General features: G+C 73.0%; 21 protein-coding genes and 1 pseudogene. 11 read left to right on the forward strand and 11 right to left on the reverse strand.

Going from position 1 to position 26,857, the window contains the following annotated elements:
• Positions 1–125: 125 nt before the first annotated feature.
• Positions 126–509 carry a VOC family protein gene (locus OGH68_RS02755; protein ID WP_264241706.1) on the forward strand — a complete coding sequence of 128 codons (384 nt, stop codon included), beginning with the start codon at positions 126–128 and terminating at the stop codon, positions 507–509.
• Between the two features lie 2 nt (positions 510–511).
• Here OGH68_RS02755 and OGH68_RS02760 read toward each other — a convergent pair whose 3' ends face one another.
• Both OGH68_RS02760 and OGH68_RS02765 read right to left on the reverse strand, forming a co-directional pair.
• Complete coding sequence (locus OGH68_RS02760; RefSeq protein ID WP_264241707.1) at positions 512–2,152, reverse strand: phytoene desaturase family protein; 1,641 nt, start codon at positions 2,150–2,152, stop codon at positions 512–514.
• Positions 2,118–2,603, reverse strand: coding sequence for an SRPBCC family protein (locus OGH68_RS02765; RefSeq protein WP_264241708.1), 486 nt, complete (start codon positions 2,601–2,603; stop codon positions 2,118–2,120). Before OGH68_RS02765 ends, OGH68_RS02760 begins: the two co-directional genes overlap by 35 nt.
• 309 nt (positions 2,604–2,912) lie before the next feature.
• Between OGH68_RS02765 and OGH68_RS02770 the strand changes: the two genes are divergently transcribed.
• Positions 2,913–4,517: a hypothetical protein gene (locus OGH68_RS02770; protein ID WP_264241709.1), complete on the forward strand. Its 1,605-nt coding sequence runs from the start codon at positions 2,913–2,915 to the stop codon at positions 4,515–4,517.
• Between the two features lie 100 nt (positions 4,518–4,617).
• On the opposite strand, the gene OGH68_RS02775 is transcribed toward OGH68_RS02770, so the two are convergent.
• Complete coding sequence (locus OGH68_RS02775) at positions 4,618–4,785, reverse strand: hypothetical protein (RefSeq protein WP_264241710.1); 168 nt, start codon at positions 4,783–4,785, stop codon at positions 4,618–4,620.
• Between the two features lie 202 nt (positions 4,786–4,987).
• Here OGH68_RS02775 and OGH68_RS02780 point away from each other — a divergent pair, with 202 nt between their 5' ends.
• Positions 4,988–5,749 carry a 2OG-Fe dioxygenase family protein gene (locus OGH68_RS02780; protein WP_264241711.1) on the forward strand — a complete coding sequence of 254 codons (762 nt, stop codon included), beginning with the start codon at positions 4,988–4,990 and terminating at the stop codon, positions 5,747–5,749.
• Here OGH68_RS02780 and OGH68_RS02785 read toward each other — a convergent pair.
• Complete coding sequence (locus OGH68_RS02785; protein ID WP_264241712.1) at positions 5,736–6,848, reverse strand: YbdK family carboxylate-amine ligase; 1,113 nt, start codon at positions 6,846–6,848, stop codon at positions 5,736–5,738. The two genes, OGH68_RS02780 and OGH68_RS02785, sit on opposite strands and share 14 nt — an antisense overlap.
• Before the next feature lie 79 nt (positions 6,849–6,927).
• Positions 6,928–8,769 carry a thiamine pyrophosphate-requiring protein gene (locus OGH68_RS02790; RefSeq protein ID WP_264241713.1) on the reverse strand — a complete coding sequence of 614 codons (1,842 nt, stop codon included), beginning with the start codon at positions 8,767–8,769 and terminating at the stop codon, positions 6,928–6,930.
• A 321-nt stretch (positions 8,770–9,090) separates the two neighbouring features.
• Between OGH68_RS02790 and OGH68_RS02795 the strand changes: the two genes are divergently transcribed.
• Entirely contained in the window at positions 9,091–9,675 is a 585-nt protein-coding gene (locus tag OGH68_RS02795) for a DUF2867 domain-containing protein (RefSeq protein ID WP_264241714.1), read from the forward strand.
• 16 nt (positions 9,676–9,691) lie between these two features.
• On the opposite strand, the gene OGH68_RS02800 is transcribed toward OGH68_RS02795, so the two are convergent.
• Both OGH68_RS02800 and OGH68_RS02805 read right to left on the reverse strand, forming a co-directional pair.
• Entirely contained in the window at positions 9,692–10,666 is a 975-nt protein-coding gene (locus tag OGH68_RS02800) for a hypothetical protein (RefSeq protein ID WP_264241715.1), read from the reverse strand.
• Positions 10,667–10,917: 251 nt separating this feature from the next.
• Positions 10,918–12,060, reverse strand: a complete 1,143-nt coding sequence (locus OGH68_RS02805) for a GH12 family glycosyl hydrolase domain-containing protein (protein ID WP_264241716.1) — start codon at positions 12,058–12,060, stop codon at positions 10,918–10,920.
• 211 nt (positions 12,061–12,271) lie between these two features.
• On the opposite strand from OGH68_RS02805, the gene OGH68_RS02810 reads away from it, so the two are divergent.
• Entirely contained in the window at positions 12,272–12,799 is a 528-nt protein-coding gene (locus OGH68_RS02810) for a GNAT family N-acetyltransferase (protein ID WP_264241717.1), read from the forward strand.
• A gap of 484 nt (positions 12,800–13,283) precedes the next feature.
• On the opposite strand, the gene OGH68_RS02815 is transcribed toward OGH68_RS02810, so the two are convergent.
• Positions 13,284–13,757, reverse strand: a complete 474-nt coding sequence (locus OGH68_RS02815; RefSeq protein ID WP_264241718.1) for a VOC family protein — start codon at positions 13,755–13,757, stop codon at positions 13,284–13,286.
• Between the two features lie 113 nt (positions 13,758–13,870).
• On the opposite strand from OGH68_RS02815, the gene OGH68_RS02820 reads away from it, so the two are divergent.
• The 4 genes and pseudogenes from OGH68_RS02820 (at position 13,871) to OGH68_RS02835 (ending at position 19,134) form a co-directional block, all read left to right on the forward strand.
• Complete coding sequence (locus OGH68_RS02820; RefSeq protein ID WP_264241719.1) at positions 13,871–16,357, forward strand: SpoIIE family protein phosphatase; 2,487 nt, start codon at positions 13,871–13,873, stop codon at positions 16,355–16,357.
• Positions 16,358–16,420: 63 nt separating this feature from the next.
• A complete protein-coding gene (locus OGH68_RS02825) occupies positions 16,421–17,407 on the forward strand; it encodes a LysR family transcriptional regulator (protein ID WP_264241720.1) in 987 nt (328 codons plus the stop codon).
• 56 nt (positions 17,408–17,463) lie between these two features.
• A pseudogene (locus tag OGH68_RS02830) lies at positions 17,464–18,081 on the forward strand (carbohydrate-binding protein); the annotation flags it as partial.
• Between the two features lie 174 nt (positions 18,082–18,255).
• Positions 18,256–19,134 carry a S1 family peptidase gene (locus OGH68_RS02835; protein WP_264241721.1) on the forward strand — a complete coding sequence of 293 codons (879 nt, stop codon included), beginning with the start codon at positions 18,256–18,258 and terminating at the stop codon, positions 19,132–19,134.
• Positions 19,135–19,184: 50 nt separating this feature from the next.
• Here the strand turns inward: OGH68_RS02835 and OGH68_RS02840 are convergent, their stop codons facing one another.
• The 3 genes from OGH68_RS02840 to OGH68_RS02850 form a co-directional block, all read right to left on the reverse strand.
• Positions 19,185–20,246 (reverse strand): hypothetical protein, encoded by a 1,062-nt coding sequence (locus OGH68_RS02840; RefSeq protein ID WP_264241722.1) that lies wholly within the window; start codon positions 20,244–20,246, stop codon positions 19,185–19,187.
• Positions 20,247–20,360: 114 nt separating this feature from the next.
• A complete protein-coding gene (locus OGH68_RS02845) occupies positions 20,361–22,025 on the reverse strand; it encodes a SpoIIE family protein phosphatase (protein ID WP_264241723.1) in 1,665 nt (554 codons plus the stop codon).
• 202 nt (positions 22,026–22,227) lie between these two features.
• Positions 22,228–23,325 (reverse strand): AraC family transcriptional regulator, encoded by a 1,098-nt coding sequence (locus OGH68_RS02850; RefSeq protein ID WP_264241724.1) that lies wholly within the window; start codon positions 23,323–23,325, stop codon positions 22,228–22,230.
• Between the two features lie 260 nt (positions 23,326–23,585).
• Here OGH68_RS02850 and OGH68_RS02855 point away from each other — a divergent pair, with 260 nt between their 5' ends.
• Positions 23,586–25,661 carry a neutral/alkaline ceramidase gene (locus tag OGH68_RS02855; RefSeq protein WP_264241725.1) on the forward strand — a complete coding sequence of 692 codons (2,076 nt, stop codon included), beginning with the start codon at positions 23,586–23,588 and terminating at the stop codon, positions 25,659–25,661.
• Between the two features lie 250 nt (positions 25,662–25,911).
• The gene (locus tag OGH68_RS02860) at positions 25,912–26,835 is read left to right on the forward strand and encodes a glutamate ABC transporter substrate-binding protein (protein WP_264241726.1); all 924 of its coding nucleotides are present in this window, start codon (positions 25,912–25,914) and stop codon (positions 26,833–26,835) included.
• The last annotated feature ends 22 nt before the right edge of the window (positions 26,836–26,857 follow it).

Raw genomic sequence — 26,857 nt, forward strand, 5'->3', positions numbered from 1 at the left:
CGGAAATCGAACATGACAGCGTGCGGCCGGGCGTCCTAGGATCATGAGCACGGCATCGCGTGTCGGTCACCGACCGGGTGAGGCATGGAGGTGTCCGTGAGTTTGCCTTATGGAGGCATTCCACAGTGTCGGTAGAGTTCAACCACACCATCGTTCTGTCCCGGGACAACCGGAAGTCCGCCGAATTCCTCGCCCACATCCTGGGGCTCGAAGTCGGCCGGCAGTGGGGGCCGTTCATTCCCCTCACCCTCAGCAACAACGTCACTCTGGACTTCGCGACCGTCGATCACGAAGTCCCCCTGCAGCACTATGCGTTCCTGATTTCAGAGGACGAGTTCGACCAGGTCTTCCGGCGTGTGAAGGACGCGGGGATCACGTACTACGCCGACCCGCACGGCAAGCGTCCCGGCGAGATCAACCACAACGACGGCGGCCGCGGCATGTACTTCAACGATCCCGCCGGTCACGGCATGGAGGTCATCACCCGGCCGTACGGCAGCAGCGGCTGACCTCACCGCTCCCGCGCACCCGGGCCCGTCGGCCTCCCGCCGCGGTCCCGGCGTGCGAGGGCACGCGGGGCACGGCTCAGCAGCCGTGCGGCGGGCCCCCGCAGCGCGGCACGGGCCGCGTTCGCACCGGGCGCCCCGTGCACACCACCACCGGGATGCGCCCCGGCCGACGCCAGATAGAGCCCTTCGACCGGGGTCTCCGGCCGGCCGGCTCCGGGCAGCGGCCGGAAGACGAGCTGCTGATGCATCGCGGTGGTACCACCGTTGACGGCCCCGCCGGCGAGATTGGCGTCGAGGGCCTCGAGCGTCGGCGGGGCCAGAACGCGGCGGGCCATGACCCGGTTCGCGAACCCCGGCGCGTACCGCTCGACCTCCTGCTCCATCCGGTCGGCCATGGCCTCCTGCTCACACCGGTCCCACCGTCCGGTCAGACCGGCGTCGCCCGCGTCGCCCTTGATCAGATGGGGAACGTGAGTGTAGGCCCAGGCCGACTCGGTGCCCGCGGGTGAGCGGGTCGCGTCCGACGTCGTCATCTGGCCGAAGAGCATGAACGGCCGGTCGGGCACCTGCCCCGTCGCCAGCTGGGCGGCGAACCGGGTCAGTTCGTCGACGCCGTCGGCCAGATGCACGGTGCCGGCGGTGGACGCCTCCGCGGCGGTCCAGGGAACGGCGCCGTTCAGGGCCCAGTCGACCTTGAAGGTGGCGAAGTCCCACTGGAACCGGCGCAGATCGCCCAGGATCCGGGCCGGCAGATGCCGTTCACCGACCAGCTCCCCGTACAGGGCGGGTACGGACACGTCGGCCAGCACGGCCCGCACGGCGGGTACGGATTCGCCCGACGCCGTGCGTACGGCCACCGCACGGCCCTCGCGCACGACGACCTCCACGGCCCGTTCGCCACATCTCACGGCACCGCCACGGTGTTCGAGCCGGCGGACCAGCGCCCGGGTCAGCGTTCCGGCGCCGCCGACGGGCACGGGAAAGCCGTGGCTCTGGCCGAGCATCGACATCAGCCAGCCGAAACCGCCACTACCGGCGGTCTCGGGCGGGAGGTCGGCGTGGAGCGCGCTGCCCGCGAGGAGCAGCCTGCCCGCCTCCGCCTCGAACTCCTCCTCCCCCAGCCGCCGTACGGGAAGCATCAGGGTCCGCAGGAGACGCAGGCCGCCGGAGGCGCGCAGCCGGGCGGCCAGGCGCAGGGAGGGCAGCACCGGAGGGAAGGGCGTGAACAGCAGGTCCAGGATGTCCGGGCGCAGCCGGTCCCAGACGTCGTACAGGTCCTGCCATGCGGCACCGTCGCCGGGCTCGAAGGCGTCCAGGGCGGCGGCGGTCGCCTCGGGCCGGCGTTCCAGGACGGCGCACCGGCCGTCGGACAGGGGGTGGGCCACCACCCGGGGGGCGTGGCTCCAGCGCAGCCCTTCCCGTTCCAGACCGAGTCCGGCGAGCACCGGGGAGGCGGCCGCCAAGGGGTAGAAGGAGCTGCACAGGTCGTTGACGAAGTCCGGGTGGACGCCCCGGTCGCTGCGCACCGCGCCGCCGGGTTCCGGCTGTTCCTCGAGGACTTCGACGCTCCAGTCGGCGTCCGCGAGGAGGTTGGCGGCGACGAGACCGTTAGGCCCTGCTCCGATCACCACTGCGTCCGGCATCGCTGGCTCCTGAACTCCCGGCCAAATCCTCGACGACCGCGGCCAGACGGCTGAGCATGCGGCGGTGGCGCACGACCAGGAACGCGTCGAAGGCGGTGTTGTGAAGGGCTCCTCCGACACCGGTCAGCGGATGCTCGTCCACGATGACCAGGGTGTCGTCGCCCCAGGGCCGCACGTCGACGGCGATCCGCGCGGTACCCAGCTTCCCGCTCTCGGCCTCGAGTTCGAGCGCTCTCGGCCGGTCGCAGCGCCGCACGACGGTTCTGCCGTGCAGCGTCCACGGGCCGATCCGCACGGTGTACCGCAGGGTGGAGCCGACCTCGGGCCAGTCCCCGTCGGCCGGTTCGCTGTCCGCGGTTCCGACGACCCAGTCGCAGTACCGGTCCCGGTCGCCGAGGACCGACCACACCGCGCCGGGTGGCTTCCTGATCAGCTGATGGTGCACGGCCATGGGTCCTCCAGCGCGTGGCAGGGGCATTCGTCAACACGACGAGTGCCCGGTCCGCGGAGATCTATGACCGGCCGAAAACGCGTCCCCAGCCGCCCGGTCCACCGGCCCGACGGCGCCCGGCGGGCCGGGCGGGCCGGGCGGGGCCTGTCCGCCCGCGCATTCCGTCGACCGGAGCAGCTACGGCCGTTCCCGGATGGCGCAATGTCACTTTATGTCCATTAGATGTAACAAAGTGTGCGCGCTCAGGCGGCGCACGACGAACGACACGGTGTACGCCTACCCGGATGTTCCGCGAACGGAGCCCGCGCCATGACCACCGACCCCCGCTCACCTGCCCCGTCCGACTACCAGGACGACCGACCGCGGCCGCCCGACAGGACCGTTGACGCGGGGTGCACCATCCCGACGTACGCGACCCACGCGGTTCCGCCCATGCCGCCGCTCCCCCCGCACCCGCCCGCCCCCGTCCACCCCGAATCCGCCGGGGCGTCGCCCTCCGCGAGTCTCGACCCCGTCCACCCCGCGCCCGAGGCGCCCTGCCCCGAGGCGGAACCTTTCCCGGCCCGTGAGACGTCGACGGGCACCGGCACGGACGTCGACGCGAGCGAGCCGAAGACGACGGGGCCCGACCCCGCGCAGCGGCCGACCCCCGTCCGTACCCCGGCGGAGAAGCCGCGGGCACCGCAGGACGGTCCCCGTGACGAAGAAGCTCCTTCCCGCCACCCGGCCGGGAGCCGGCCCTGGGCGCCCGGCCCGGCGGACCGGCCCGCGTCGGCAGGCGACGCCGACGACGACCCGGGCGCGGAGTCGGCGTCCGCACGCGACGCGTACGACGACCCGGGTGCGGAGTCCGAGGCCGACGAGGCGACGCCCGTACGCGACGCGATCGAGGACCCGCGGCCGCTGGGCACCGTGACGCCGGAGCCGGGGGTGTCGTCCTCGCCGTGGTCCGGCACGAAGGCGCTCCACGACAGCACGGACGCAGACCCGGTCCCCGTCGCCGGCGCTGCCCAGGACACGGCGGCGAACGAGAGCGAACAGCCGATACATACGCTGCTGTGGACGGCCGCCACCGAGCGCCCGGTCGAGGAGGTCGCCGCCCTGGTGAGCCGGCTGAAGCGGACCGGCGAGGTCGACAGCCCCGGTGACCTGGCCCTGCGTGCGGCGGCGGTCTCCCGCCCGCTCGAGGAGGTCAGGCAGCTGGTCGCGCTGCTCAACGAGTACCCGCACCCCCTCCACGAGGCCGACACCACCCTGCGGGCCGCCGCCGTCGGCAGGCCCATCGAGGACGTGGTGCAGCTCGTGAACATGATCGGCACCAGCGCCGGCGAACGGCGGTCCGCGTCGGACGACGCCGTGGCGGAGGAGCCCCGGCCCGCCGCCGACGCCGCCCGGGACGAGGTCCCGGCCGCCTCCGGGCCCGCCGCTGCCACCGAGCCGTCGCAGAAGTCCCCGTGGCCCATGGCGGCGCTCAACGGCGCCCTGGCAGCCGGCCCGGACAGCCACACCATCTCTCCCGCCCTGCGTTCGGGCCTGCGCTGGCCCGCGGCGCTCGTCCTCTTCGCCTGCGGTGTCATCCATCTGCCGACCGACGTCGCCGGTCTGCGTTCCGGCGGCTACTCCGAGACGCTGTCGGTGGCGGTCACGGTGCTCTGCCTGGTCGTCGCCGTCTGGCTGGCCGTGAGGGACACCGCGCCGGTCTGGGCGGCCGCCGCCGGGCTGGCGGTCGGCGCCATCACCCTGCACGCGCTGGCGGGCGTGGGCACGGTGAACCTGCTGCAGAGCAGCCTGGGCGACTTCTTCGGCTCGGCCAGAGCGGCCGCCGTGCTGTGCGCCGGGGGGACCGCGGTGCTCGCCGGCTCCGCCCTGCTGCGACGCCGGCAGCCTGCCGCCGGTGCGACGCGCAACACCTGACGCCACCCGGCACGCCGTGCCCGCTGCGCACGGCGCCTGCCCTCCGGGCCTTCCGCAACGGCCTCCGCCGCCCGTGCGGAAGGCCCGCGGCACGCCGTCGTCAGCCGTTCGGGCCGGGCCGGCCGGGAGCGGCCTTCTCCTCCTGTACCGTCTCGACCTCCTCGTCCCGTTCCCCTTCCGCCTGCGACGGGGTCGTCCGGGCATAGTTGGGGCCGAGTTCTTCCTCCGGTCGCTCGCCCTCGGCCTGTGAGGGCGTCTGCTCGCTCATGGGACCACTCCTCACCGTCGGAGCCGCCCCGGACCACACCGGCGATCCGGGCGGCACAGAGCGGCGGGTTCCCTCCCGCGGGGGCGCCAATCATCAGCGGCGGGCCGGGCCGGGGCCGCGAAGGTGCGTCCGGTGTGCGGGGCGCCGATGATGGCACCGGTCCGACATATGCGCAGCACCGGAGAAAGGGCGGTGGCAGACCGTGGATCCCCACGCCGACTTCCCCGACCCGGCGGCCGGACACGCCGCCGCGCGAACCGCCGAGGAGGCGGCTCGCGCCACGCTGGCCGCCGAGGGCGTACATCTGATGCGCCCGGCCGACGTCATGGCCTGCACCGGGGCCGACGACGCCGCCTGGGTCCGGTTCGCGGCCCACTGGGAGGAGTTGTCGCAGGACGAGTACGCGGCACGGCGCGGCACCGACAGACTGCGGCGCTACGGTCATTTCTCCCTGGAACCCGCGACCGGCGAGCTGAGGCTCCTGCCGCACACCGTGTTCGTCCAGCCCGACCACACGAACCCGCTGTACGAGACGGTGGACCGGCACTTCGAGCCGCTGACCGGTGCCTTCGTCGCCGATCCGGTCCTGCGTTCCGTGCTGCGCCTGCTGGGCCGGACGGCCGGCGCGCTGGACGCCGCCGAGCGGTGGAGCATCAAGGTGCATCCCTTCCGGGTCCTCGCCACGGCGGACGGCGGCGGGGAGCCCACTCCGGAGGGCCGGCACCGGGACGGCGTCACCCTGGTGTCCTCGCTGCTGATCGGCCGCGACAATGCCACCGGCGGTGAGAGCACCGTGTACGACCCCGAGGGCGAAGAGGTGCTGTCGGTGACGCTCGACGAACCGGCGAGCCTGCTGCTGTCCGACGACCGGGGCACCCTGCACGGCGTGTCCCCCATCAGGCCGGTCGACGCCGGTGCCCCGGCCCGCCGCGACGTGCTGGTCACCACCCTCACGCCGGCCTGACGCCGCCCGTACCGGCCGTCACGGCGAGGAGGTCGTCGACGACGTCGCTCAGGCGTGAGCGGCGCGCCCAGGACGCCCGCTGCCGCTGTGCCCCGCAGCCGTGCAGGTCCAGCCGCCGGAGGAAGGCGGCGACCGACCGCACGTCGCCGAACTCCTCGAGCTGCGGCCGTACGTGGTCGGCCAGCCGCCGCGCCTGGGCGGTGAACGGCACGACCCGTTCGGTGAGGGCGTCCGGGCCGCTGCCCGGCCAGCCGTCGCGCGCCGCGCGCCAGTAGGCGGCGCGCAGCAGTTCACCGCAGACGGGCGGGCCGGCGTCACCGTCCCGTACCCGCTCGACGGAGCGCACGACCAGGGCTCTGACGAGGGCGGTGAGCGCGGCGGTGTCCGCGGGGTCCGCGGGGACGTCCATGACCCGGACCTCCAGTGTGGGCACCCGCGGGTTGGGCCGTACGTCCCAGAACGGGAGGCTCGCGTCGAGCATTGCCTCCGATTCCTGCAGGGCCGTCGTCAGCCGCTCGTACTGGGCGAGGGAGTCCACGTACGGAGGGGCGCTCAGCGCGGGGAAGCGGCCTCGGATGACGGTCCGCCAGCTCGCGTAGCCGGTGTCGCGGCCTTCGAAGAACGGCGAGTTGGCGCTCATGGCCACCAGCAGCGGCAGCCAGGGGCGCAGGTGGTTCGCGGCGAGTACGGCCACCTCCCGTTCGGGCACATGCACATGGACATGGGCGGAGCAGATGGTGAAGTCGTCGAGCATGCTCCCGAACTGCCGCACACCCGCGCGGTAGCGGGGATGGTCGCCGAGGACACGGGCTCCCTCCCCGGCCAGGACGGGCGTGCCCGTGGCGCACGGGCCGAGCCCGTCGGCGCCGCAGGCCGCACGGGCGGCCGCCCGCACGGCGGTCAGCTGCCGCAGCAGGTCGGCGGTGTCGTCGCACGGCGGGGTCCGCACCTCGAGCTGGCCCTCGTGGAACTCGCCGGAGACCAGGTCCCCGACGGTTTCACGGGCGCGTGCCACGACCCGGCTGCCGGCCGGCTCCACGGTCCGGCTGTCGGTCCGGACGAGGAAGAACTCCTCCTCCACTCCGATGGTGGTGGTCATGCCGCCGCGATGCCCCGGGCTGCGAGGCGGTGCGGACGGGCCGGTCCGCCGCGGGACTCCGGCGTGTGACGGGCCGGCGTCACCTTTCGTCGTCCGCGCTGTCGTTCGTCGCGCCGGGACGGTCGGCACGGTGCCGGGTGCCGGGAAGGAACTCCTGCACCTTCGCCTTGAAACCCTGCTTGAGCACCGAGCGGCGGTCGCTGTCGCCGTGCAGGATCGCAGCCGCGGCGGACTCGATCTGATCGAGCGAGGCGTGCGGCGGAATCGGCGGGACGGCCGGGTCGGTTCGGAAGTCGATGACGAACGGCCGGTCGGCGGCGAGCGCCTGCTTCCAGGCGGACTCGACGTGCTTGGGCTTCTCGACCCGTACGCCCTGCAGGCCGATCCGTTCGGCGATGTCGGCGTACGGCAGGTCGGGGATGTGCTGCGACTCCTCGAACTGCGGAGCACCGGACATGGCCCGCATCTCCCAGGTGACCTGGTTGAGGTCGCCGTTGTTGAGCACCGCCACGATCAGCCGCGGGTCGGCCCACTCGCGCCAGTACTTCGCCGCGGTGACCATCTCCATCATGCCGTTCATCTGCATGGCGCCGTCGCCGACGAGCGCGATCGCGGGACGGTCGGGGTGCGCGAACTTGGCGCCGATGGCGTACGGCACGCCGGGGCCCATCGTGGCGAGCGTCCCCGACAGGGAGCCGCGCATCCGGCCGCGCAGGCGCAGGTGCCGGGCGTACCAGTTCGCGGCGGAACCGGAGTCCGCGGTGACGACGGCGTCGTCGGGAAGCATCCCGTCGAGGGCGTGGACCACGTACTCGGGGTTGACCGGATCGGCGTCGACGGCGGCCCGGCGCTGCATCACCTCCCACCATCGGTCGACGCTCTGCTCGATCTCGTCCCGCCAGGTGCGGCTCTCCTTGCGGTGCAGACGCGGAAGGAGCCTTCGCAGGGTTTCGCGGGCGTCGCCGACGAGGTTGACCTCGAACGGGTACCGCAGGCCGATCATGTGCGGATCGATGTCGATCTGAACGGCCCTGGCCTGGTCGAACTCGGGCATGAACTGGGTGTACGGGAAGCTGGAGCCGATCATCAGCAGGGTGTCGCAGCCCTGCATCAGCTCGTACGAGGGGCGGGTGCCGAGGAGCCCGATGGAGCCGGTCACATAGGGCAGGTCGTCGGGGAGGACGTCCTTGCCGAGCAGTGCCTTGGCGACACCGGCCCCGAGGACGTCGGCGAGGCGTTCGACCTCGGCGCGGGCGCCGCGGGCGCCCTGGCCGACGAGGACGGCGACCTTCTCACCCGCGTTGAGGATCTCGGCGGCGCGCTCGAGGTCCTCGTCGGCGGGGACCGGTGCGTAGCGTCCGAGGCCCATGCTGGAGGGGACCATCTTGAAGGCGTGCCGGGGCGGGCTGTAGTCAAGTTCCTGCACGTCGGCGGGGACGATGACGGCCGTCACGGTGCGCCGCGCGTAGGCGGTGCGCATGGCCCGGTCGATGAGGTTGGGCAGCTGCTCGGGGACCATCGCCGTCTCGCAGAAGTCGGAGGCGACGTCCTTGTAGAGGTTCTGCAGGTCGATTTCCTGCTGGTAGGAGCCGCCCATGGCGCTGCGGTTGGTCTGCCCGACGATCGCGACCACCGGAACATGGTCGAGCTTCGCGTCGTAGAGCCCGTTGAGCAGGTGGACGGCGCCTGGGCCGGAGGTGGCGGCGCAGACGCCGACCTTGCCCGAGAACTTCGCGTACCCGACGGCCTGGAAGGCCGACATCTCCTCGTGGCGGGACTGGACGAACTTCGGTTTGTTGTCCGCCCGTCCCCAGGCAGCGAGCAGACCGTTGATGCCGTCTCCCGCGTAGGAGAAGACATGGGTCACGTCCCAGTCCCGCAGCCGCTGGAGGATGTAGTCGGACACTTTCGTACTGGCCATCGGTGTTCCGCTCCTCACGGTGCCGTGTGCGCCGTTGTCCCGGCTTGTCCTGGGTAACCGTGCGGGTGCCGGCAGAAACCTGGCCGCGTCACCCGGTCGGCCCGGCGCGCGGCGTACCGGCGGATCGAAAGGGCACGGCCGCGCACGAAGGGGTCGTTCCCCTCACCCGAGCGGCGGAGGCGGGATCGGCCGGGGGGCCGATGCTCCGTGGGGGCAGCGGCGGGCACACTGCGTGGTGGATCGTGGCGATCCAGGCCGGGCGGGGCGTGGACCCGGTACCCCCTGGCCCCGGCGCGTCACCGAACAGGTGGAGGTCGACGAATGAAGCTCCCGAAGACGGCACACACGTCCCGGCCGTGGCGGATCCACGAGATCGCACCCGACTTCCGTCTGTACGACGTGTGGGCGCTGCCGACGCCGGGAGGGCCCGACGACTTCCCGCGGCTGGTGCGGCAGACGGCCGGGGGCGACACGGCGGACAACCCGTCCCGGGTGGCCCGTACCCTCTTCGCCGTCCGCTGGCGGCTCGGAAAGCTGCTCGGCTGGGACGGCCCCGGCTCGGGTGTCGGCTCCCGGGTGCCGACGCTGCGCGACCGGCTGCCGGCTGATCTGCGTGACGGTCCGTCCGGTCCGGCGTTCGAGCGGCTGCCCTTCACGCCGGTCTATCTGACGGGCGACGAATGGGCGGCCGAGATGGCCAACCGGACCGTGCACGGTGTGATGCACCTGAGCTGGGTGCCGGACGGCACCGGGGGCCACCGGGGTCAGATGGCCGTTCTGGTGAAGCCGAACGGCCTGTGGGGGCGGGCCTACATGGCCGCCATCGCCCCGTTCCGGCATCTGCTCGTGTATCCGCCGCTGATGCGGGGCATCGAACAGAGCTGGCGGGCGAAGCAGGCGGCCTGAGAACAGGCCCGGCGCGTCACCCGCCGCCGTCGGACAGCCGGTCCACCGCCGCCACCGCCTTCTCCGCTCGGCGCCGCGCCTCCCGGGCCGTCCGCTCCGTCTCCCGAGCGAGGTCGCGGGCCTCGCGCAGCCCGCTCTCGGACCGCCGGTGACGCGCCTTCGCGTCGGCAAGCTCCCGGGACAGCGCGTCCACCCGTTCCCGTCCTTCCTCGAACGCGGCCTGCGCACGCTTGAGCTCTGCCGTGGCCTCTTCGCGTGCCTGCTCGCTCTCCCGGGCCTGCCGCTCGGCCGCCTCGGCGTCCTGCCGGGCGTGGTCGAGCTTCTCGCGGCGGCGCCGCTCGGCCCTCTCCGCGCGGCGCTGCTCCGCCGACGGTGCCGGCGGGGGCGCCTCGGCCTCCGTGGCTTCCTCCGCCTCCTCGGCCTTCTTGGCCGGCTTCGCCTCCTTTGCGCCCTTGGACTCCTTGGCCGGCTTTGCCCGCTCGGCCGGCTTGGGCGTGGCCGTGGCGCTCGCCTCCAGGCCGGTGAAGCCGACGGGGGCGCTCAGCGGCTTGTCGAGGTGGCCGGCGGCCCACTGGCGAGCGGCGTCCGGGTCGGCCAGCACCGCGTGCAGGGTGGCCTCGATCTCGTGCAGGGCGGACTCCCCGACGGGCTGCCCCGCCTCCGCCGCCAGCCGGCGGGCCTCCCGCGCCAGCGCGCCGACCAGAAGGTGCTGCTGCCTGCCGAACTCGCGCAGCTGCTCACCGTCGAGGTTCCGGTGGGCATCGCGCAGACCTTCGCCGAGGCGGATCAACGCCTGGATCCGCTCCGGCTCCCGGCGCACCAGGAGATTGCCGGCCCACGCGGACACGGTCGGCTTGCGCAGGGCCCGGATCCGCTCGGCCAGTTCCCGATCACCGGCCCGGCGGGCCCGTGCCGCGCGTTCGTTGCGGGCCGCGGTGAACTCCTGGGGGCGCAGCGCGTACAGCTCGTCGAGGGTGCTTTCCAGATCCACCGGGCTCCTTAGGTCCCTCCCCCACCGGAACACCGTGCCGCCTACCAGGGTCGCATCGCGCCCCGGCCGTGTCAGTCGGTGCCGTGCCCACTCCATCGGTCCCCCGCCCCCTCGTGCGGGGGACCGATGGAGCCGGAGCCACCAGGCCGCGCCTTCAAGGACGCCGGGTGGGGTCTTGCCGCCGTACGGAGCCCGGCCGGCGCGGCGGCCGGGTACGGGCCGTCGGCGGCGGCCGGGTACGGGCCCGCTCGTCAGACGACTGAGCAGGACGTCCCGTTGAGCGTGAACCGCTCCGGCTCCGCGAAGGCGCCGCTGTACGTCCCCTGGAAGCCGAAGGACTGGATGCCGCCGGCCTGGATGTGACCGTTGAAGCCCACGTCGCGCGCGGTCACGGTGCCGCCGGCCGAGGTGACCGAGGCGTTCCACGCGTTGGTGACGCTCTGGCCGGCGGGCAGGGTGAAGCCCAGGTTCCAGCCGTCGACCGGCGCGGTGCCGGCATTCCTGATGGTCACCTCCGCCGTGAATCCGCCGGGCCACGCGTTCGCGGCGTAGCCGATCTCGCAGCTGCTCGCCGGTTCGCCGGGAGGCTCCTCCTCACCGCCGCCGTCGCCCGCGGTGACAGTCGACGAGAAGGAGTGGACCGACAGGCCCGCGCCGCCCTGCCAGGGCTCGAACCCGGCCTGGATGCTCGTCAGGTACCAGTTGTCGGCCGCCATGCCCCGGCTGACTGTCTGGTCGACGAAGTCCATGACGTCGAAGGACCAGCTGGTGACGGCCGCGGGAGCCACGAAGGAGATCACGTCGTTGCCGCCGTTGTTCCCCGTCCACACCTCCCAGTTCCGGTCGCCGACGGTCGCGGAGCCGGTCCGTGACCCGATGGGCTGGATGGGGCCGACGCGGTTGAACCAGATCATGATCTCGGTGCGGTTGACACCGTCGGTCTTCGGCTCGGGGTCGAGCCAGATGTCGAACGAGGCGTTGTAGACCGCGTTGTCGACGTAGCCGTAGGAGATGCTGGTGGGTGCCGAGCCGATGGTGGAGACCTGCTTGGGCAGCCGGGTACCGGGCGAGCAGTTCGTGTAGTGGCAGCCGTTGAAGACCGAGGGGTAGGACTTCGGTGCTCCGTTCGTGGGCACCGAGCCGTCGGCCCGGGTGACGGTGAAGCCGGTGCCGGTCACTTCGAGGCACTGGGTGGCGCTGGTGCCCCAGCGGTTGTTCTGGACGACGTACCGGTCCTGGATGGTCGTGGTGCCGTACTGCTCGCAGATCTGCGCGGCGGCGCGCGTGGCGGCCTGTGTGGAGGCCTGTGTGGAGGGTGCTGCCGACAGCGACGCGGCCGGCGCTCCGACCATGAGGAGCAGAGCCGTCGTCAAGGCGCGTAAACGATGTCGCATGGTGTCCCTTCAGCAGGGGGGAAAGTGCCGTGGGAGCGCTCCCATTCGCTGCTGGACTGTAGGAGTGTTTCGAACTCCTGACAAGACACGCGACTCCGATTCGTGCGCCGCGTTCAACCCTTGACACGGCGACGCCGGGTACGGAGTGTGCCGCCGCCCGGTCGGCTCGGCCCGGCGCCGGGCCGCGTCGGCGCGTGCCATGATCGCCGTCATGCCTTCCGCACCCGGCACGGCCGTCTGGCCCGCCACCCTTACGACGCGCCGGCTGGCGCTGCGTCCCGTCGCCGCCGCGGACGTACCGGAGATCGCGCGCCTGTGGACGGACCCCGAGGTACGGCGGCATCTCGGGGGGCCGGTCGACAGCAACGTCGTACGCATCCGTGAGAAGAGGTGCGTCGGCGCTCCGGGGGCCTTCGCCGTGGTGCGGCAGGCGGACCTGACCGTCGTCGGCCTGGTGACGGTGGAACCGGGGGCACGCGACGGACGGACCGAGGTGTCGTACCAGCTGCTGCCCGAGCACTGGGGCCAGGGCTACGGCCGCGAGGCCGTCGCCGCGGCCGTGACGTGGGCGCGGGGCGATGTGCCGGCAACCGCCCCCGCGGTGGTCGCCCTGACGCAGCAGGCCAACCTCCGTTCCCGGCGGCTGCTCGAGGGCCTCGGGGCCACGGTGGAGTACACGTTCGTCGAATGGGACGAGCCCCAGATCCTCTACGCGTTCCCTGCACCGCCCGCGGAGTAGGGCCGCGGGCGGTGCAGGACGCGGCCGCGGCGCCGCGTGCGGCCCGGCGGCCGCCGGGCGGGACGCCCGGGCCCGGGCACACCGGCCCACGGCCCCACGGCCCCAGGTGCACCGGGCCGGGCGCGCGCGGGCACACCGCGCCTGACCGGCGCGGGGCACGCCGGTCGCCCAACGGCTACGGAGCATGCGTGGCCGGGGAGGCCCTGGGCACCGGGTCGGCCGGGCACAGGAGCGGATCGCGCCTGACCGGCGCGGGGCACGCCGGTCGCCCACGGCCGCAGTGGCACACGGGGCCGGCCGGGCGCAGGCACACCGCGCCTGACCGGCGCCGGGCACGCCGGCCGCCCCACGGGTAGGGGCACGCCTGGCCGGGAGAGGCCCCGGGCACAGACGGCGTCCGGGCGCAGTGGCGCACCGGGCCGGGCCGGCGCGGGGCGCATCGGCCTGGTCGGCGTTGGCACACCGGTCGCCCCACCGGTGCGGCTCACGCGCGGTCGGCGGCCTCGTGCAGAGCGGCGATGTCGATCTTCTTCATGCCCAGCATGGCCGACATCACGCGCTGCGACCGCTCCTTGTCCTCGTCCTCCAGCAGCTCCGTCAGCACGACGGGGGCGACCTGCCAGGAGAGGCCGTACTTGTCCTTCAGCCAGCCGCAGGGGCCTTCCTGCCCGCCCTCGCCGAGCTTCTGCCAGTAGTAGTCGACCTCCTCCTGGTCCGCGCAGTTGACCAGCAGGGAGACCGCCTCGTTGAAGGTGAACTCGGGACCTCCGTTGATCGCGGTGTACTCCTGTCCGTCGAGCTCGAAGTCCACGGTCAGGACGGTGCCGGCCGGCCCGGGTCCGGCCTCGCCGTAGTACAAAGTGCGCGTGATCCGCGAGTTCGGGAACACGGAGATGTAGAACTCGGCGGCTTCCTTGCCCTGGGTGTCGAACCAGAGGTTCGGGGTGATGCGTGGCATGACGACTCCTGGCGTGTCAGTGCGGGCGTATGCGTACTTCCCCGGTTGTGACCGCCGCGCTGCCCGGAATTCATCGCTCGCGTGCCCGCAGGACCGGGCGCAGGATAGGACCGATGACCGGATCCGTGACCCTGATCGGTGAGAGCCCGGAGGACCCGTACTCGCACGGTCGAGCCGCCTCCGCGGTGCTGGACCGCCACGGCCTGGTGACCGGCTGGAGCGAACGCGCCCGCGCGCTGGTCGGCCACCCGGCCGCGGAGGTGCTCGGGCGCCGTGCGGTCGAGGTGCTGGTGGACCCCGCCGACCGGGACGTCGTGCTGGAGGCTACGGCGGCATGCGTCCGGCGGCGGGGCTGGTTCGGGGTCGTACCGGTACGGGCACGTGACGGCCGCAGGAAGGGCTTCGGCGTCCGGGTTCGCCAGGTGACACGGGCGGACGGGGTCCGCGAGTGGTATCTCGTGGCCGCGCCCGCCGAGGAAGTGGTGCAGTGGGAGATCGACCGGTCGGTGATGGACGGGCTGTTCCGGAGATCGCCGATAGGCCTGTCGGTGCACGACCCCGGTCTGAACATCCTGCGGATCAACCGGGCGATCGCGCGCATCGGCGGCATCACGCCCGAGCAGGCGCGCGGCCACCGCATCGGCGACTTCCTCGCACGCGCGGACGCCGAGACCGTGGACGCGGGCCTGCGCGAGGTGCTGCGCACCGGCACGCCGATGATCTTCACCGAGCAGCCGTGCCGGGTGGTGGGCCAACCGGGCAAGGAGCGGTACGTCTCCGTGTCGGCGTTCCGCATGGAGGACGCGAGCGGTCGGGTACTGGGGGTGACGCAGCTCGTCGAGGACGTCACGGACGGCCATCGGGCCCGCCGCCGGCTCGCCCTGCTCACCGAGGCGGGCGCCACCATCGGAACCACACTCGACGTCCGCACGACGGCACAGGAGCTGGTGCAGGCCGCCGTGCCGGGGCTGGCCGACTGTGTCTCCGTGGATCTGCTCGAAGCGATCAGCCGCGGCGAGGAACCGGTCGCCGACGGGGGCGGCGGTCCCGTCCGCCGGACGGCGCACCGGACCGTCACACCGGAGACCGAGCATCTGCTGGTCCCGGTGGGGACGGTCAATTCGTACCCCGAGGGGTCGCCGCAGGCCCGGTGCCTGGCGACCGGCCGGCCGGTCCTGGAGCAGTTCATCGACGTCCCGGGCGCCGTCACCGCCCGGGAACGCGGGATCGGGGCCGCGGCTCCCGCCGTCCATTCGCTGATGGTGGTCCCGCTGACGGCACGCGGGCTGGTCCTCGGTTTCGTGAGTCTGTGGCGGTCGCGGCTGCCGGAGCCGTTCGAGGAGGACGACCTCACCCTGGCCGGTGAGCTGGCGGCCCGGGCCGCGGTCTCACTGGACAACGCCCGCCGCTTCACCCAGCAGCACCGGGCGGCGCTGGCGCTCCAGCGGCGTCTGCTGCCGCGCGAGCTGCCCTCGCACCCGGCGGTCGTCTTCGCCCACCGGTACATGCCGGCCGGCGGTGCGACCGGGGTCGGCGGGGACTGGTTCGACGTCATCCCGCTCTCCGGCGCCCGGGTCGCCCTCGTCGTCGGGGACGTCGTCGGGCACGGCATCAACGCCGCGGCGACCATGGGCCGTCTGCGTACCGCCGTGCACACACTGGCCGATCTCGATCTCGAGCCCGACGAGGTGCTGTCCCATCTCGACGATCTGGTGACCCGGCTGGCCGGGGAGCAGGAGCAGGACATCGAAGGCGCCCCGGGCGAGCAGGTGGTGGGCGCGACCTGCCTGTACGCCGTGTACGACCCGGTGACCCGGCTGTGCTCCGTCGCGCGGGCCGGCCACCCGCCGCCGGCCGTGGTGACACCCGAGGGGGAGGCGAGCATCCCGGACCTGCCCGCCGGGCCTCCGCTGGGGCTGGGCGGGCTGCCCTTCGAGGCGGCGGAACTGACGCTGGCGGAAGGCAGCGTGCTCGCCCTCTACACCAACGGCCTGCTGGAATTCTCCCAGCAGGACATGGACGCCGGTCTGGCGAAGCTGTGCACGACGCTGGCCGGTCCCGGCCGGCCGGTGGAGGAGCTGGCCCAGGCGGTGGTCGACGAGCTGCTGCCCGCGCGGCCCGCCGACGATGTGGCGCTGCTGCTGGCGCAGACGCTCACCCTGGCGCCGGAGCTGGTCGCGACCTGGGAGCTGCCTGCCGAGCCGACGGCGCCTTCGCGGGCCCGCCGGCTCACGGCGGATCAGCTGGCGGCGTGGGGACTCGCGGACATGACCTTCGCGACGGAGCTGATCGTCAGCGAACTGGTCACCAACGCCTACCGGTACGCGGGCGGTGCCGTGACGCTGCGCCTGATCCACCATCAGCGGCTCATCTGCGAGGTCTCCGACCCGAGCAGCACCTCGCCGCACCTGCGGCGGGCCCGCAGCACCGACGAGGGCGGGCGGGGTCTGCTGCTGGTCGCGCAGCTGACGGCGCGGTGGGGCACCCGGCACACCCGGGAGGGCAAGACGGTCTGGACGGAGCAGACGATGCCGCCGCTGCCCGGCGGCCCCGTCGTCCCCGAGACGCTGCTGGAGCCCGGCCCGCCGGACGGAACCTGACGCCGCGACTTTGGTCTGGACCTGCTTATTGCCGCGGCCCTGCCGCCGCGCCAAGCTGCTGGCATGGAACTGGAGTTACGGCACCTGAGGACGATCCGGGCCATCGCCGACGCCGGCAGTCTCACCAAGGCGGCCACCGCGCTGGGACTCGCCCAGCCGGCGCTCAGCGCGCAGTTGAAGAGGATCGAGCGCTCGCTCGGCGGGACACTGTTCGAGCGCGGACGCAGCGGGGTGCGGGCCACCCCGCTGGGTGAACTGGTCCTGGACCGTACCCGGGTCGTACTGCCCGCGGTGCACGAACTCCAGGAGGAGGCCGTGCGGTTCGCCCGGTCGGGCGCCGGGTGCGGCCCGCGCACCACGTTCCGGCTCGGCGGCACCCACGGGCCGCCCCTCGGCGGGCTGGTCGACCGGCTCGCAGCCGCGGAGCCGGGGGTCGCAGTGGTCACGCACACGTCGTGGTCCGAGCGGGAGATCGCCGCGTCGGCCGCCGAGGGCAGGCTGGACTACGCGCTGATCGGCGCGTGCGGCGAGAGCGCACCGCCGGAGTCGGGGCGGCTCGCGTGGGCGGAGGTGGCCCGCGACCCGGTGTTCGTGACGCTGGCCGCCGACCACCCGCTGGCACCACGGCCCGAGAGCGAGCTCGCCGAACTGGCGGCGGAGGCCTGGACGGACGTACCGGGCGACGGCTGCTTCGCCGACTGTTTCGCCGCCGCCTGTGTCCGGGCGGGCTTCACCCCCGCGTGCGTGTACGAGACGGACACCGCCTCCTGCGTCCATCTGGTGCAGGTGGGGCGGGCCGTGGGCCTGTGCCGCGCCACGTTCCCCGAGACCCCCGGCATGGTGACACGTCCGCTCAGCGGCGCGCCGCTGGTCTGGCGGCACCTGCTCGGCTGGCATCCGGAGGCACCGGCGGCGCTGCGGGCCGCCGACGTCGTCGGGCATGTCCGTGCGGCGCACGCCGACGCGTCGGCCCGCAGCTCCAGCTACACGCGCTGGCTGGCCGACCGGAGCCGGGTCCTCCATAACGCCGTGGAGGGGGCCAACCGATAGCTGCTGCACGGGGGTTGTTGTTCCCTACGGTTTCGGCACACCTCCCACCGAGACCAAACCACGTCGCGCAGGGCACCTTCCAGGCGTCGACGTTCCCCGGCCGGGACACGGCCTGGGTGGCGACGAACGGCAACTGGACCGCGACCCCGTACGTCAAGGGGCAGAGCGGTCAGAACGTGCAGGTGACCGGCTCGGTGCAGCAGCCGGTCGGTGCGTCGATCTGCCGCTCCGGGTCCACCACGGGCTGGCACTGCGGCACGATCTCGCAGCACAACACCAGCGTCACGTATCCCGAGGGGACCATCACCGGCGTCACCCGAACGACCGTGTGCGCCGAGCCCGGTGACTCCGGCGGCTCGTACATCTCCGGCAGTCAGGCGCAGGGCGTCACCTCCGGTGGTTCGGGCAACTGCCGGAGCGGCGGCACCACGTACCACCAGCCGATCAACCCGCTGCTGCAGGGGTACGGGCTGACGCTGAAGACCACCACCGACGACCCGGGCGAGCCGCCGGAGGAGCCCGGCGAGCCGGGCGGCACCTGGGCCGCGGGCACCGTCTACCAGGCGGGCGACCAGGTGACCTACGGCGGGGCCGCCTACCGCTGCCTCCAGGGTCACCAGGCCCAGACCGGCTGGGAGCCCCCCAGCGTCCCGGCGCTCTGGCAGCGCGTCTGATCCGAACCACCTCCCCGAGGGGAGCGCGTGCCGTGGCCGCGGGGCCACGGCACGCGCTTTCTGCTCCGGGTGCCGCTTCGCGGCGCCGGAGACCTTGCCGCACCGTCCGCGGCGCGCTTCACTGTCGATCACTCCCACAGGAGCATCCCGTCCCGTGACAGCGAAGGGTTTCCCTTGACTGCCCTGCCCATACGTCTGACCGGCGTCACCGCCGCTGCCTGCGCCCTGGTTCTCTGCACGGCCCTGCCGTCGTCCGCGATCAACTCGTACAACGCGACGCCCGCTCCCGAGCGGACCGAGGTCGGTGCGCTCGTAGCCACCTGGGACGCCGACGACGACCCCGCCACACCCGACCGGGTGGACTGGGTCTGTTCCGGAACGATGATCGACGCGGACACGTTCCTCACCGCCGCGCACTGCACCACCGACTGGCCGGAGAACGTCAGGTTCTACGTCTCCCTCGACCAGGACGTGCAGGCCGGCCTCGACGAGGCGGCCGCGCGGCACCCCGGCGACCCGACGGCCGTGGCGAAGGCCGTGGGCGTCCAGGGCACCGCGCACAGCCACCCCGGGTATCCGGGGCCCGCGGCGGACACCCATGACATCTCCGTCGTGGAACTGCCTGCCGCAAAGGTGCGGGCCCGCTGGTCGTTCACGCCGGCCGCCCTGCCCGAGGCGGGGGCGCTCGACGCGCTCGGCCCGCAGGGGCTGAAGGACGCGCCGTTCGTGGTCGCCGGGTACGGCACCCAGGAGGCCGCCCGCGGACCGGGCGGCCACACCCACCCCGGCGGCGGTGTCCGGATGAAGGCGCCCGTCACCTTCGACGCCCTCAACGCGTCCTGGGTGCGTCTCGCCATGACCGCCCCGCAGGGCAACGGTGGTGCCTGCTACGGCGACTCCGGCGGCCCGAACTTCGCCACCCTGGACGGCGAGCGCACGCTGGTGTCGACCACGATCACGGGCGATTCCCCGTGTTACGCCACCAATGTGACGTACCGTCTGGACTCTCCCGGGGCCCGGGCGTTCCTTGCGCCCTTCACCGAACTGCCCTGACGGCAAGGGCGGCCCGGATCAAGGACGGCGGGGTCACGGACGGCGGCGGGTCACCAGTCGCCGTCCGTGACCGCCTTCCCCGGCTTCGGCGCGTCGCCGAGCGGCACGACCTGCCCCGGAGCCGGTGCCTGCCACGGGGTGTGGTCGTCGCCGAGCCAGTCGCCGACGGGCCGCACACCGGTGAGCGGGCCGGCCGGCTCGAGGTCGGCGGCGCTCTCGTCGTAGTAGTCGTACCAGGGCAGTCCCGCACGGGTGTAGGCCGCGCGGTCGACGGGCGAGGGCGGAGCGTCCTCACCGGTGATCCGCCGCCACTCCGGTGGGGTGACCAGGTGCACGAAGACCCGGCCGGAAGGCTCCCGCGCCCAGTCTGCGGCGGGCCGGTCGTCGCGGTAGACCTCCTGCCGCATCGATCCGCCCACACCGAGACCCATCGACGCCGACCGGGCACGGCGCGGTCCCGCGGGCCGGGCGGGCGCCGCCCCGGGCGCGGGCGGGGCGGCGCCGAAGGCCATCGGGGCGGCGGGCGGCCCGCCCGCCCACGGGTGGGCGGCGGCGCGCTGCGCACGCGCCCGCTCCTCCTGCCGCCAGGCGTCCAGCGCCGCGGCCGACAGCCCGAAGGCCTGCAGCTGTACGCCGCCCCAGGTCTCCTCGCCGGTCACCTGCCCCTCGACAGTGGCCCCGGTCCCCAGTGGTACGGCGACGAACTGACGTACCGTCCCCTTGCCGGAGTTGATGCCGTCCAGCCACGGCTGGCGGGGCAGCACCACATAGTTCTGCGGCGTCCGCGTCAGGGTGCCGCGCCACGGCTCGCCGGAGACGGCGCAGACCTTGCCGACGCCGACCTGGAGGGCCGCCGGCTCGCTGCTGCCTGCGAAGCTGAGCCACATCGCCTCGCGCAGGTACACGGGGAGCAGCACACCGCCGCGCTCGCGCATCCACGTCGGCACGGTGCCGGGGTGGTCCTCGACGCGCCGTACCGGGAACTCGCCGAGCCCCGGCGGCAGCTGGTGCGTCCCCGATTCCGGCAGGCGGAGCGTCCTGATGAAGCGGACCCGCACGCCGCCGCCCAGCAGCAGACTGTTTCCGTCGATCCGCACGGCACTCGCGGCCACGGTGAACTCCCCTCGTCCCGGTACCCCTCTACGCCGGTACCACGACGTACGGCCCGCCGCGGTTCCCGGGGAGGAGTTCCGGGGCGGGTTCCGGGGAACGGGTCCGGGGCCCGGTCAGGCCGTTGTGGGCACGATGTCCTGTTCCGCCCAGACGACCTTGCCGTGGGGGGTCCGGCACGAACCCCAGCGCCGGCAGAGCATATTGATCAGTTGCAGGCCCCGGCCGCCTTCGTCGTTGAGCGTCGCGTGCTGGATGAGCGGCAGGTCGGGGCCCGTGTCGGACACCTCGACGACCAGCCGCTCGTGGCGCAGCATGCGCAGTTGCCCGGGGCCGCCGCCGTAGCGCAGGGCGTTGCCGACGAGTTCGCTGACGACGAGTTCGGTGGTGTCGGCGAGGCCGTCCAGGTCCCAGCCGGCCAGTTGTTCCACCACCAGCCTGCGGGCCGCGGAGGCGGCCGTGGCGTCGGGCGGCAGCGTCCAGACCGCCAGGTCCTCCCCCTGGCGCGGTCCGTACGCCGTGGCGACGAGCATGACCGCTTCGTCGAAGCGCTTTCCGGGGCCCCAGCCACCGGTCAGCAGCTCGCACGACTCGAGCTCCGCGGCACCGGCGGCACCGGCGGCCTTGCGCAGCCGCGCCAGCTGCACGTCGACGTCCTCCGCGCGGATCTTGATCAGACCGTCGGTGTAGAGCATCAGCCGGTTGCCGGCGGGCACGGTTATTTTCGCCGGGTCGTACGGGATCACACCGGCGCCCAGCGGCGCGCCCACCGGTACGTCGACGTACTCGGCGTTGCCCGCGGTGTCCACGAGCAGCGGCGGCGGATGGCCGGCCGTGGCGAGGGTGCACTCGGCGGTGGCGGGGTCGTACACCGCGCACAGGCAGGTGGCGACCTGGTCGTCCTCCAGGTCACGGGCCGCGAGGTCGAGCCGGGCGAGGACCCGCTCGGGCACCGTGTCCAGGGCGAACAGAGTGCGGGCGATGGCGCGCAGCCGGCCCATGGCCGCCGCCGCCGCGAGTCCGTGTCCCATGACGTCGCCGACGACGAGGGCGGTCCGTCCGCCGGGGAGGGCCATCACGTCGTACCAGTCGCCGCCGACGCCGCTCGCGTCGGCGGTGGGCGCGTAGTCGGCGTGGACGTCGAGGCCGAGCGTCCTGGGCGTGGAGCGCGGCAGCAGATTGCGCTGGAGGCTGACGACCTGCTCGCGCTCGCGTTTGTACAGGCGGGCGTTGTCGACGAACACGGCGGCGCGGGAGGCGAGTTGCTGGGCGAGCACGAAATCGGTGCGGGAGAAGGGGGGCCTGCTGCCGGCCCGGACGAAGTCGGCCACACCGAGCAGCACTCCACGGGCGATCAGGGGCACCACCATGTAGCTGTGCACCCCGGCCGCGCGCATCTTCTCCGCGGCGCTTGCGGTGGGCGCCACCCGCGCGAAGTCGTCCCGGGTGAGCCGGCTCATCAGCAGCGGCTGCCGGCGCATCAGGGCGCGGACCGCGATCGTGTCCTTGTTCACCGAGGTCAGCTCGCCCACCGGATCGGGCTCGAGCTGCATGAGGCGCGGTACGGCGGAGACGGCGATCGCCCGCATGACGGGCCGCTCGCCGTCCCGGCCCGCCTCGACGTGCTCGCCGCGCAGCGCCGACTCGAGCAGGTCGATCGCCGCGCCGTCCGCGAGCCGGGGCACGACGAAGTCGGCCAGTTCCTGCGCCGTCCCCTCCAGGTCGAGCGTGGTACCGATCTCGGTGCCGGCGAGGCTGAGCCACTCAAGACGGCTGCGCATCCTGAACCGTTCGGCCACAGCGGCCGCCCGGCGCACCGCCGGTCCTCCGGCCCGCCGCCCCCATCCCGGATGTCTCACCGAACCGCCTTCCCCTGCCGTCATTGGATCAAGTATGGGGCGCGGCGCGCCGCAGAGCACCCGGACTGCGGCACCCTGTTCGGATCGGCGGCCCGTCGACGGGCCCGCGCCCGCGCCGGTGCCCCTACCGGCGTCGTGCCGGGGAGCCGCGCATCGCGGAAGGGCTGGTGCCGAACCACCTGGTCACCGCGCGGCGCAGGGTACGGGCGTCGCTGAAACCGAGCATTCTCGCGATCCTGTGCAGAGGGAGGTCGCTCGTCGTCATCAGCTCCTCGGCCCGTACCAGCCGGACGGAGTCGACCAGTGCCTCGTAGCTGGTGCCGTGTTCGGCGAGCCGTCTGCGCAGCGTCCGCTCGCTCATGCCGCGCGCCAGCGCCTGCTGGGCGAGCGGCGGCACGTGGGGCAGCGCCCGGGCGACCGACACCTCCAGCCCCTGCACCAGGTCCTGCCGGTCCCGCCCCTGCGCCCGGGCCGCGTCGAGGAGCCCGACGACCTGGGCGAGGGTGTACGGGTCGGCGCCGGGCAGCGGGCTGTCCAGCGACTCGGCGGCGAAGACCAGCCGGTCGTCGGCCGCGCCGAAGGTGACGGGGCAGCGGAACCAGCGCTCGTACGCGTCACCGTACGACGGACGGGGGTGGCGTACGGCGACGGAGTGCGGCGTGAAGTCCTCGCGCCAGGCGTCCCTGATCAGGGCGACGATGCTGCCGAACGCCTCTTCGAGCAGGAACGCCCGCAGCCCTGAGTCGGTGTACCGGGCGGTCGCCAGGATCGCGGCGCCGGCCGGCACGCGCTCCATGCGGTAGTCGAGCATGGACCCGGTGACACCGTGGTGGCGGACGCCGAGCCGCAGGGCGTCGTGGAGCGTGGGGCTGGCCTGCAGGCCGAGGCCGACCAGCCCCCATGCGGTCACCCGCTGGCGGCGGCCCACGGCGAGGCCGAGCGCGGGGTCGCCGAGGTCCCGTATCGCCTCCCTGATCACGGAGCTGCCCTGCCGGTAGGACACCCGCTGGCCGACCGCGCTGAGGGCCGCCTCGCTCAGTCCGGCGCGGCGCAGGGCGGGGCCGAGGTCGTGACCGCGTTCGGCGGACACCAGGGTGAGGTAGCGCAGGAGGTGGGGGGTGATGGTGGCGGACCCGTACCGCGGGTCGGTCAGTGGCGCGGTGGACGGAGCGCCGGGGGGACTCCCGGCGGACAGGGCGGGTCCTGGTTCGTGCGTCGCCATCGGCTCACCTCCCGGGCGGTCACTGTAGGGACTGCGGCCGTGGGAGGACAGAGCCGGTGGCCGCTGAAGTCCCGTTACTGGCCGGTCGGGTCCTCTCCATCGGCCGCCGCCACGGTTACCTTCGGTCACACCTGTCACGAACGGCACCGGCCCCGGTGGCGGTGCCGGCTGTCCGGTTCCGGTTCCGGTCCCGGTCCCGCTTCGGGTCCTGGTGGCGGTGCCGGTCCGTTTCCGGAACAAGGGCGTACGAGGGAGAAGGCATGCGGTTCCCCACAACCAGCTCCAAGGCGGTCTCCCTGCTGCTCGCGGGGTCGCTCGGCGCACTGGCCCTGGCCGCCGTACCAGGGGCCGCGCCGGCCGGTGCGGCATCCCCGCGGGCGGCGGAGCCGGGGCCCACGACGTACCTGGTCGGCCGGGGCATCTCCGATGTGACCGGAGAGGCCGCGGAGGTCGGCATGATGGGCTACTCGAGCTTCGAGCAGAAGGCGACCGGCATCCATCAGCGGCAGCGCTCGCGGGCCTTCGTCGTGGCCGACCGGACCAGCGGCGAGCGGGTGGTGTACGTCAACGCCGACCTGGCCATGATCTTCCAGTCCGTGCGGCAGGGCGTCATCACCGAACTCGGGCGGCGTTACGGCTCGCTCTACTCGGACCGCAACGTCCTGCTGTCGGCCACCCACACCCACGCCGGAACCGGCGGTCACTCCCACCACCTCGCCTACAACCTGGCCTCGCTCGGCTTCCAGGAGAACACCTACCGGGCCATCGTCGACGGCATCGTCGAGTCGGTGGCCGAGGCCCACGACGATCTGAGGCCGGGCACCATCACCCTCGGCAGGGGCGAGCTGCACAACGCGAGCGTCAACCGCTCGCGGACCGCGTTCGAGCAAAACCCCGCCCGCGACAAGGCCGCCTTCCCCGACGCGATCGACCCGGCGATGACCGTGCTGCGGTTCCGGCAGGGCGGTACCGATGTCGGCGCCATCAGCTGGTTCGCCACCCACAACACGTCGCTCACCAACAAGAACACGCTGCTCAGCCCGGACAACAAGGGCTACGCGGCGTACGAGTGGGAGCACGACGCCGAGGGTGTGCGCTACCTCGAGGACCGGAAGGGTTTCGTCGCCGCGTTCCCCAACACGAACGCGGGTGACATGTCGCCCAATCTGAACCTGAAGCCCGGCTCCGGACCGACGGAGGACGAGTTCGAGAACACCCGGATCATCGGTGACCGGCAGTTCCGGGCGGCGCGGCGGATCCACGAGGCGGCGGCCACCCCGGTGAGCGGCAGCGTGGACTCCCGGCTGCGGTTCGTGGACATGGAGGAGGTGACGGTCGACGGCAAGTACACGCCGGACGGCAAGGAGCACCGCACCTGCCCGGCCATGGTCGGCGCCTCGACACTCGCCGGCAGCGTGGAGGACGGGCCCGCGATACCCGGGTTCACCGAGGGGATGAACAGCCCGGTCGCGAAGCTGCTGGAGCCGTTCGACATCGATCCGCCCGAGTGGCTGGTGAGCTGCCAGTACCCGAAGGCGAACCTGGTGCCCACGGGGCTGGTCAACGCGGTGACGCCGACGACTCCGACGGTCCTGCCGCTGCAGATCGTCAAGATCGGCCAGTTCCATCTGGTGGCCGGACCGGCCGAGTACACGATCGTCTCGGGTCTGCGTATCCGCCGTTCGGTCGCCGAAGAGCTGGGCGTACCGCTGGAGAACGTGCTGATGCAGGGCTACGCCAACGCGTACAGCCAGTACGTCACCACTCCGGAGGAGTACGACCTGCAGCAGTACGAGGGCGGTTCGACCCTCTACGGCAGGTACACGCTCTCCGCCCAGCAGCAGGAGTTCGCCTCGCTGGCGGCGTCGCTGCGGGACGGCACGCCGGCCGGCAGCGGGCCGACGCCGCCCGACCACTCGGACCGTCAGACGTCGCTGCAGACCGGTGTGGTGATGGACAACCCGCCGGCGGGCACGCGGTTCGGCGACGTGCTGGCGGAGCCGGCCGCGTCGTACGGGCCGGGAGCCACCGTCACGGCCGAGTTCGTGACCGGGCACCCGAAGAACGGTCTGCACCGGAACGGGACCTTCCTGGAGGTGCAGCGGCTGGTGGACGGTGCCTGGGTCCGCCACCTGGACGACGGCGACTGGGACACCAAGTACCGCTGGGTGCGGCTCAACGGTGTGACGGGCACGTCCAAGGCGGTCATCACCTGGGAGGTGGCCCCCGGGACACCGGCAGGGACGTACCGGATCGCGCACTTCGGTGACTCCAAGAGCCTGTTCGGCAAGATCACCGCCTTCAGCGGGGCCACGCGGAGCTTCCGGGTCGGCTGATCCGGGCGTGGGGGGGGGGCGGGGGGGGGGGGGGGGGGGGGGGGGGGGGGGGGGGGGGGGGGGGGGGGGGGGGGGGGGGGTGTGGGGGGGGGGGGGCGGGGGGGGGGCCCCCGGGGGGGGGTGCGGGGGGGGCCCCCCCCGGCTCGGCGCCGTTTCCGGAATGTGATGCTCAAGTTACCCTCAGATGTAATGACGCTCAGCGCATCGACTCCTTACTCTCCTCGCAAAATCGAGTGAAGGATGTCGCACCATGAAGGCCTACAAGTCCGCCGCCACCGCGGCCGTCACCGTGTTCGCGGTAGCTCTCACCGCGACGGGATGCGCCGGCGATTCCGAAGGCGCCGGCAGTGGGCCGTCCCGCACGGTGAACGCCGAGGACCTGCCGGAGCTGCCGACCTACAAGGTGGCCACGGACGTCGACATCGACTCGCCGACGTGGGAGAAGGCGAAGAAGGCCGGGAAGCTCGTCATCGGCGCCAAGAACGACCAGCCGTTCCTCGGCTTCGAGGACGAGAACGGACAGCGGTCCGGCTTCGACATCGAGATCGCCAAGATGATCGCCGCCGACCTCGGCTTCTCCTCCCGGCAGATCGAGTTCAAGACGGTGGACACGGCCGTCCGCGAGGCCGCGATCTCAGGCGGCGAGGTCGACCTGTACGTCGGGACGTACACGATCAACGAGGAACGCAAGAAGAAGGTCGCGTTCGCCGGCCCGTACTACCTGGCCGGTGCCGACCTGCTGATCCGCGAGGACGACAGGACCATCGCCGGTCCGTTCTCGCTGGAGGGCAAGACGGTCTGCTCGGCGACGGGGTCCACGGCCCTGGCCGAGATCAAGAAGCCGGAGTACAACACGCAGACGGTCGAGACGCCCAAGTACACCGAGTGCGTCCAGCGACTGCTCGCCGGCGAGGTCGACGCGGTCACCACGGACGACGCGATCCTCAAGGGCTACGCCGCCCAGCACCCGGACAAGCTGAAGGTCGTCGGCCAGCCGTTCACCGAGGAGCCGTACGGGATCGGCATGGCCAAGGGCGACGAGGCACTGCGGGACGCCGTCTCCGACGCCCTCCAGGCACACGACGAGAACGGCGACTACAAGCTGGCGTACGACGCGACGCTCGGCCTGTCCGGCTCGCGCTACGTCGGGCCGCCGATGGTCCGCCGCGACTGACGGCGCCGCGGCGCGCCCGCCG

Origin of the sequence: Streptomyces peucetius (assembly GCF_025854275.1) — a bacterium.
Lineage (GTDB): Bacteria > Actinomycetota > Actinomycetes > Streptomycetales > Streptomycetaceae > Streptomyces > Streptomyces peucetius_A.

Bases quoted from the DNA above. Each gene is read 5' to 3' on its own strand.
- OGH68_RS02775 (WP_264241710.1), bottom strand. From the start codon at position 4,785: ATGAGCGAGCAGACGCCCTCACAGGCCGAGGGCGAGCGACCGGAGGAA.
- OGH68_RS02855 (WP_264241725.1), top strand. From the start codon at position 23,586: ATGCGGTTCCCCACAACCAGCTCCAAGGCGGTCTCCCTGCTGCTCGCG.
- OGH68_RS02790 (WP_264241713.1), bottom strand. From the start codon at position 8,769: ATGGCCAGTACGAAAGTGTCCGACTACATCCTCCAGCGGCTGCGGGAC.
- OGH68_RS02850 (WP_264241724.1), bottom strand. From the start codon at position 23,325: ATGGCGACGCACGAACCAGGACCCGCCCTGTCCGCCGGGAGTCCCCCC.
- OGH68_RS02825 (WP_264241720.1), top strand. From the start codon at position 16,421: ATGGAACTGGAGTTACGGCACCTGAGGACGATCCGGGCCATCGCCGAC.
- OGH68_RS02770 (WP_264241709.1), top strand. From the start codon at position 2,913: ATGACCACCGACCCCCGCTCACCTGCCCCGTCCGACTACCAGGACGAC.
- OGH68_RS02765 (WP_264241708.1), bottom strand. From the start codon at position 2,603: ATGGCCGTGCACCATCAGCTGATCAGGAAGCCACCCGGCGCGGTGTGG.
- OGH68_RS02795 (WP_264241714.1), top strand. From the start codon at position 9,091: ATGAAGCTCCCGAAGACGGCACACACGTCCCGGCCGTGGCGGATCCAC.
- OGH68_RS02860 (WP_264241726.1), top strand. From the start codon at position 25,912: ATGAAGGCCTACAAGTCCGCCGCCACCGCGGCCGTCACCGTGTTCGCG.
- OGH68_RS02810 (WP_264241717.1), top strand. From the start codon at position 12,272: ATGCCTTCCGCACCCGGCACGGCCGTCTGGCCCGCCACCCTTACGACG.
- OGH68_RS02760 (WP_264241707.1), bottom strand. From the start codon at position 2,152: ATGCCGGACGCAGTGGTGATCGGAGCAGGGCCTAACGGTCTCGTCGCC.
- OGH68_RS02845 (WP_264241723.1), bottom strand. From the start codon at position 22,025: ATGCGCAGCCGTCTTGAGTGGCTCAGCCTCGCCGGCACCGAGATCGGT.
- OGH68_RS02805 (WP_264241716.1), bottom strand. From the start codon at position 12,060: ATGCGACATCGTTTACGCGCCTTGACGACGGCTCTGCTCCTCATGGTC.
- OGH68_RS02820 (WP_264241719.1), top strand. From the start codon at position 13,871: ATGACCGGATCCGTGACCCTGATCGGTGAGAGCCCGGAGGACCCGTAC.
- OGH68_RS02785 (WP_264241712.1), bottom strand. From the start codon at position 6,848: ATGACCACCACCATCGGAGTGGAGGAGGAGTTCTTCCTCGTCCGGACC.
- OGH68_RS02815 (WP_264241718.1), bottom strand. From the start codon at position 13,757: ATGCCACGCATCACCCCGAACCTCTGGTTCGACACCCAGGGCAAGGAA.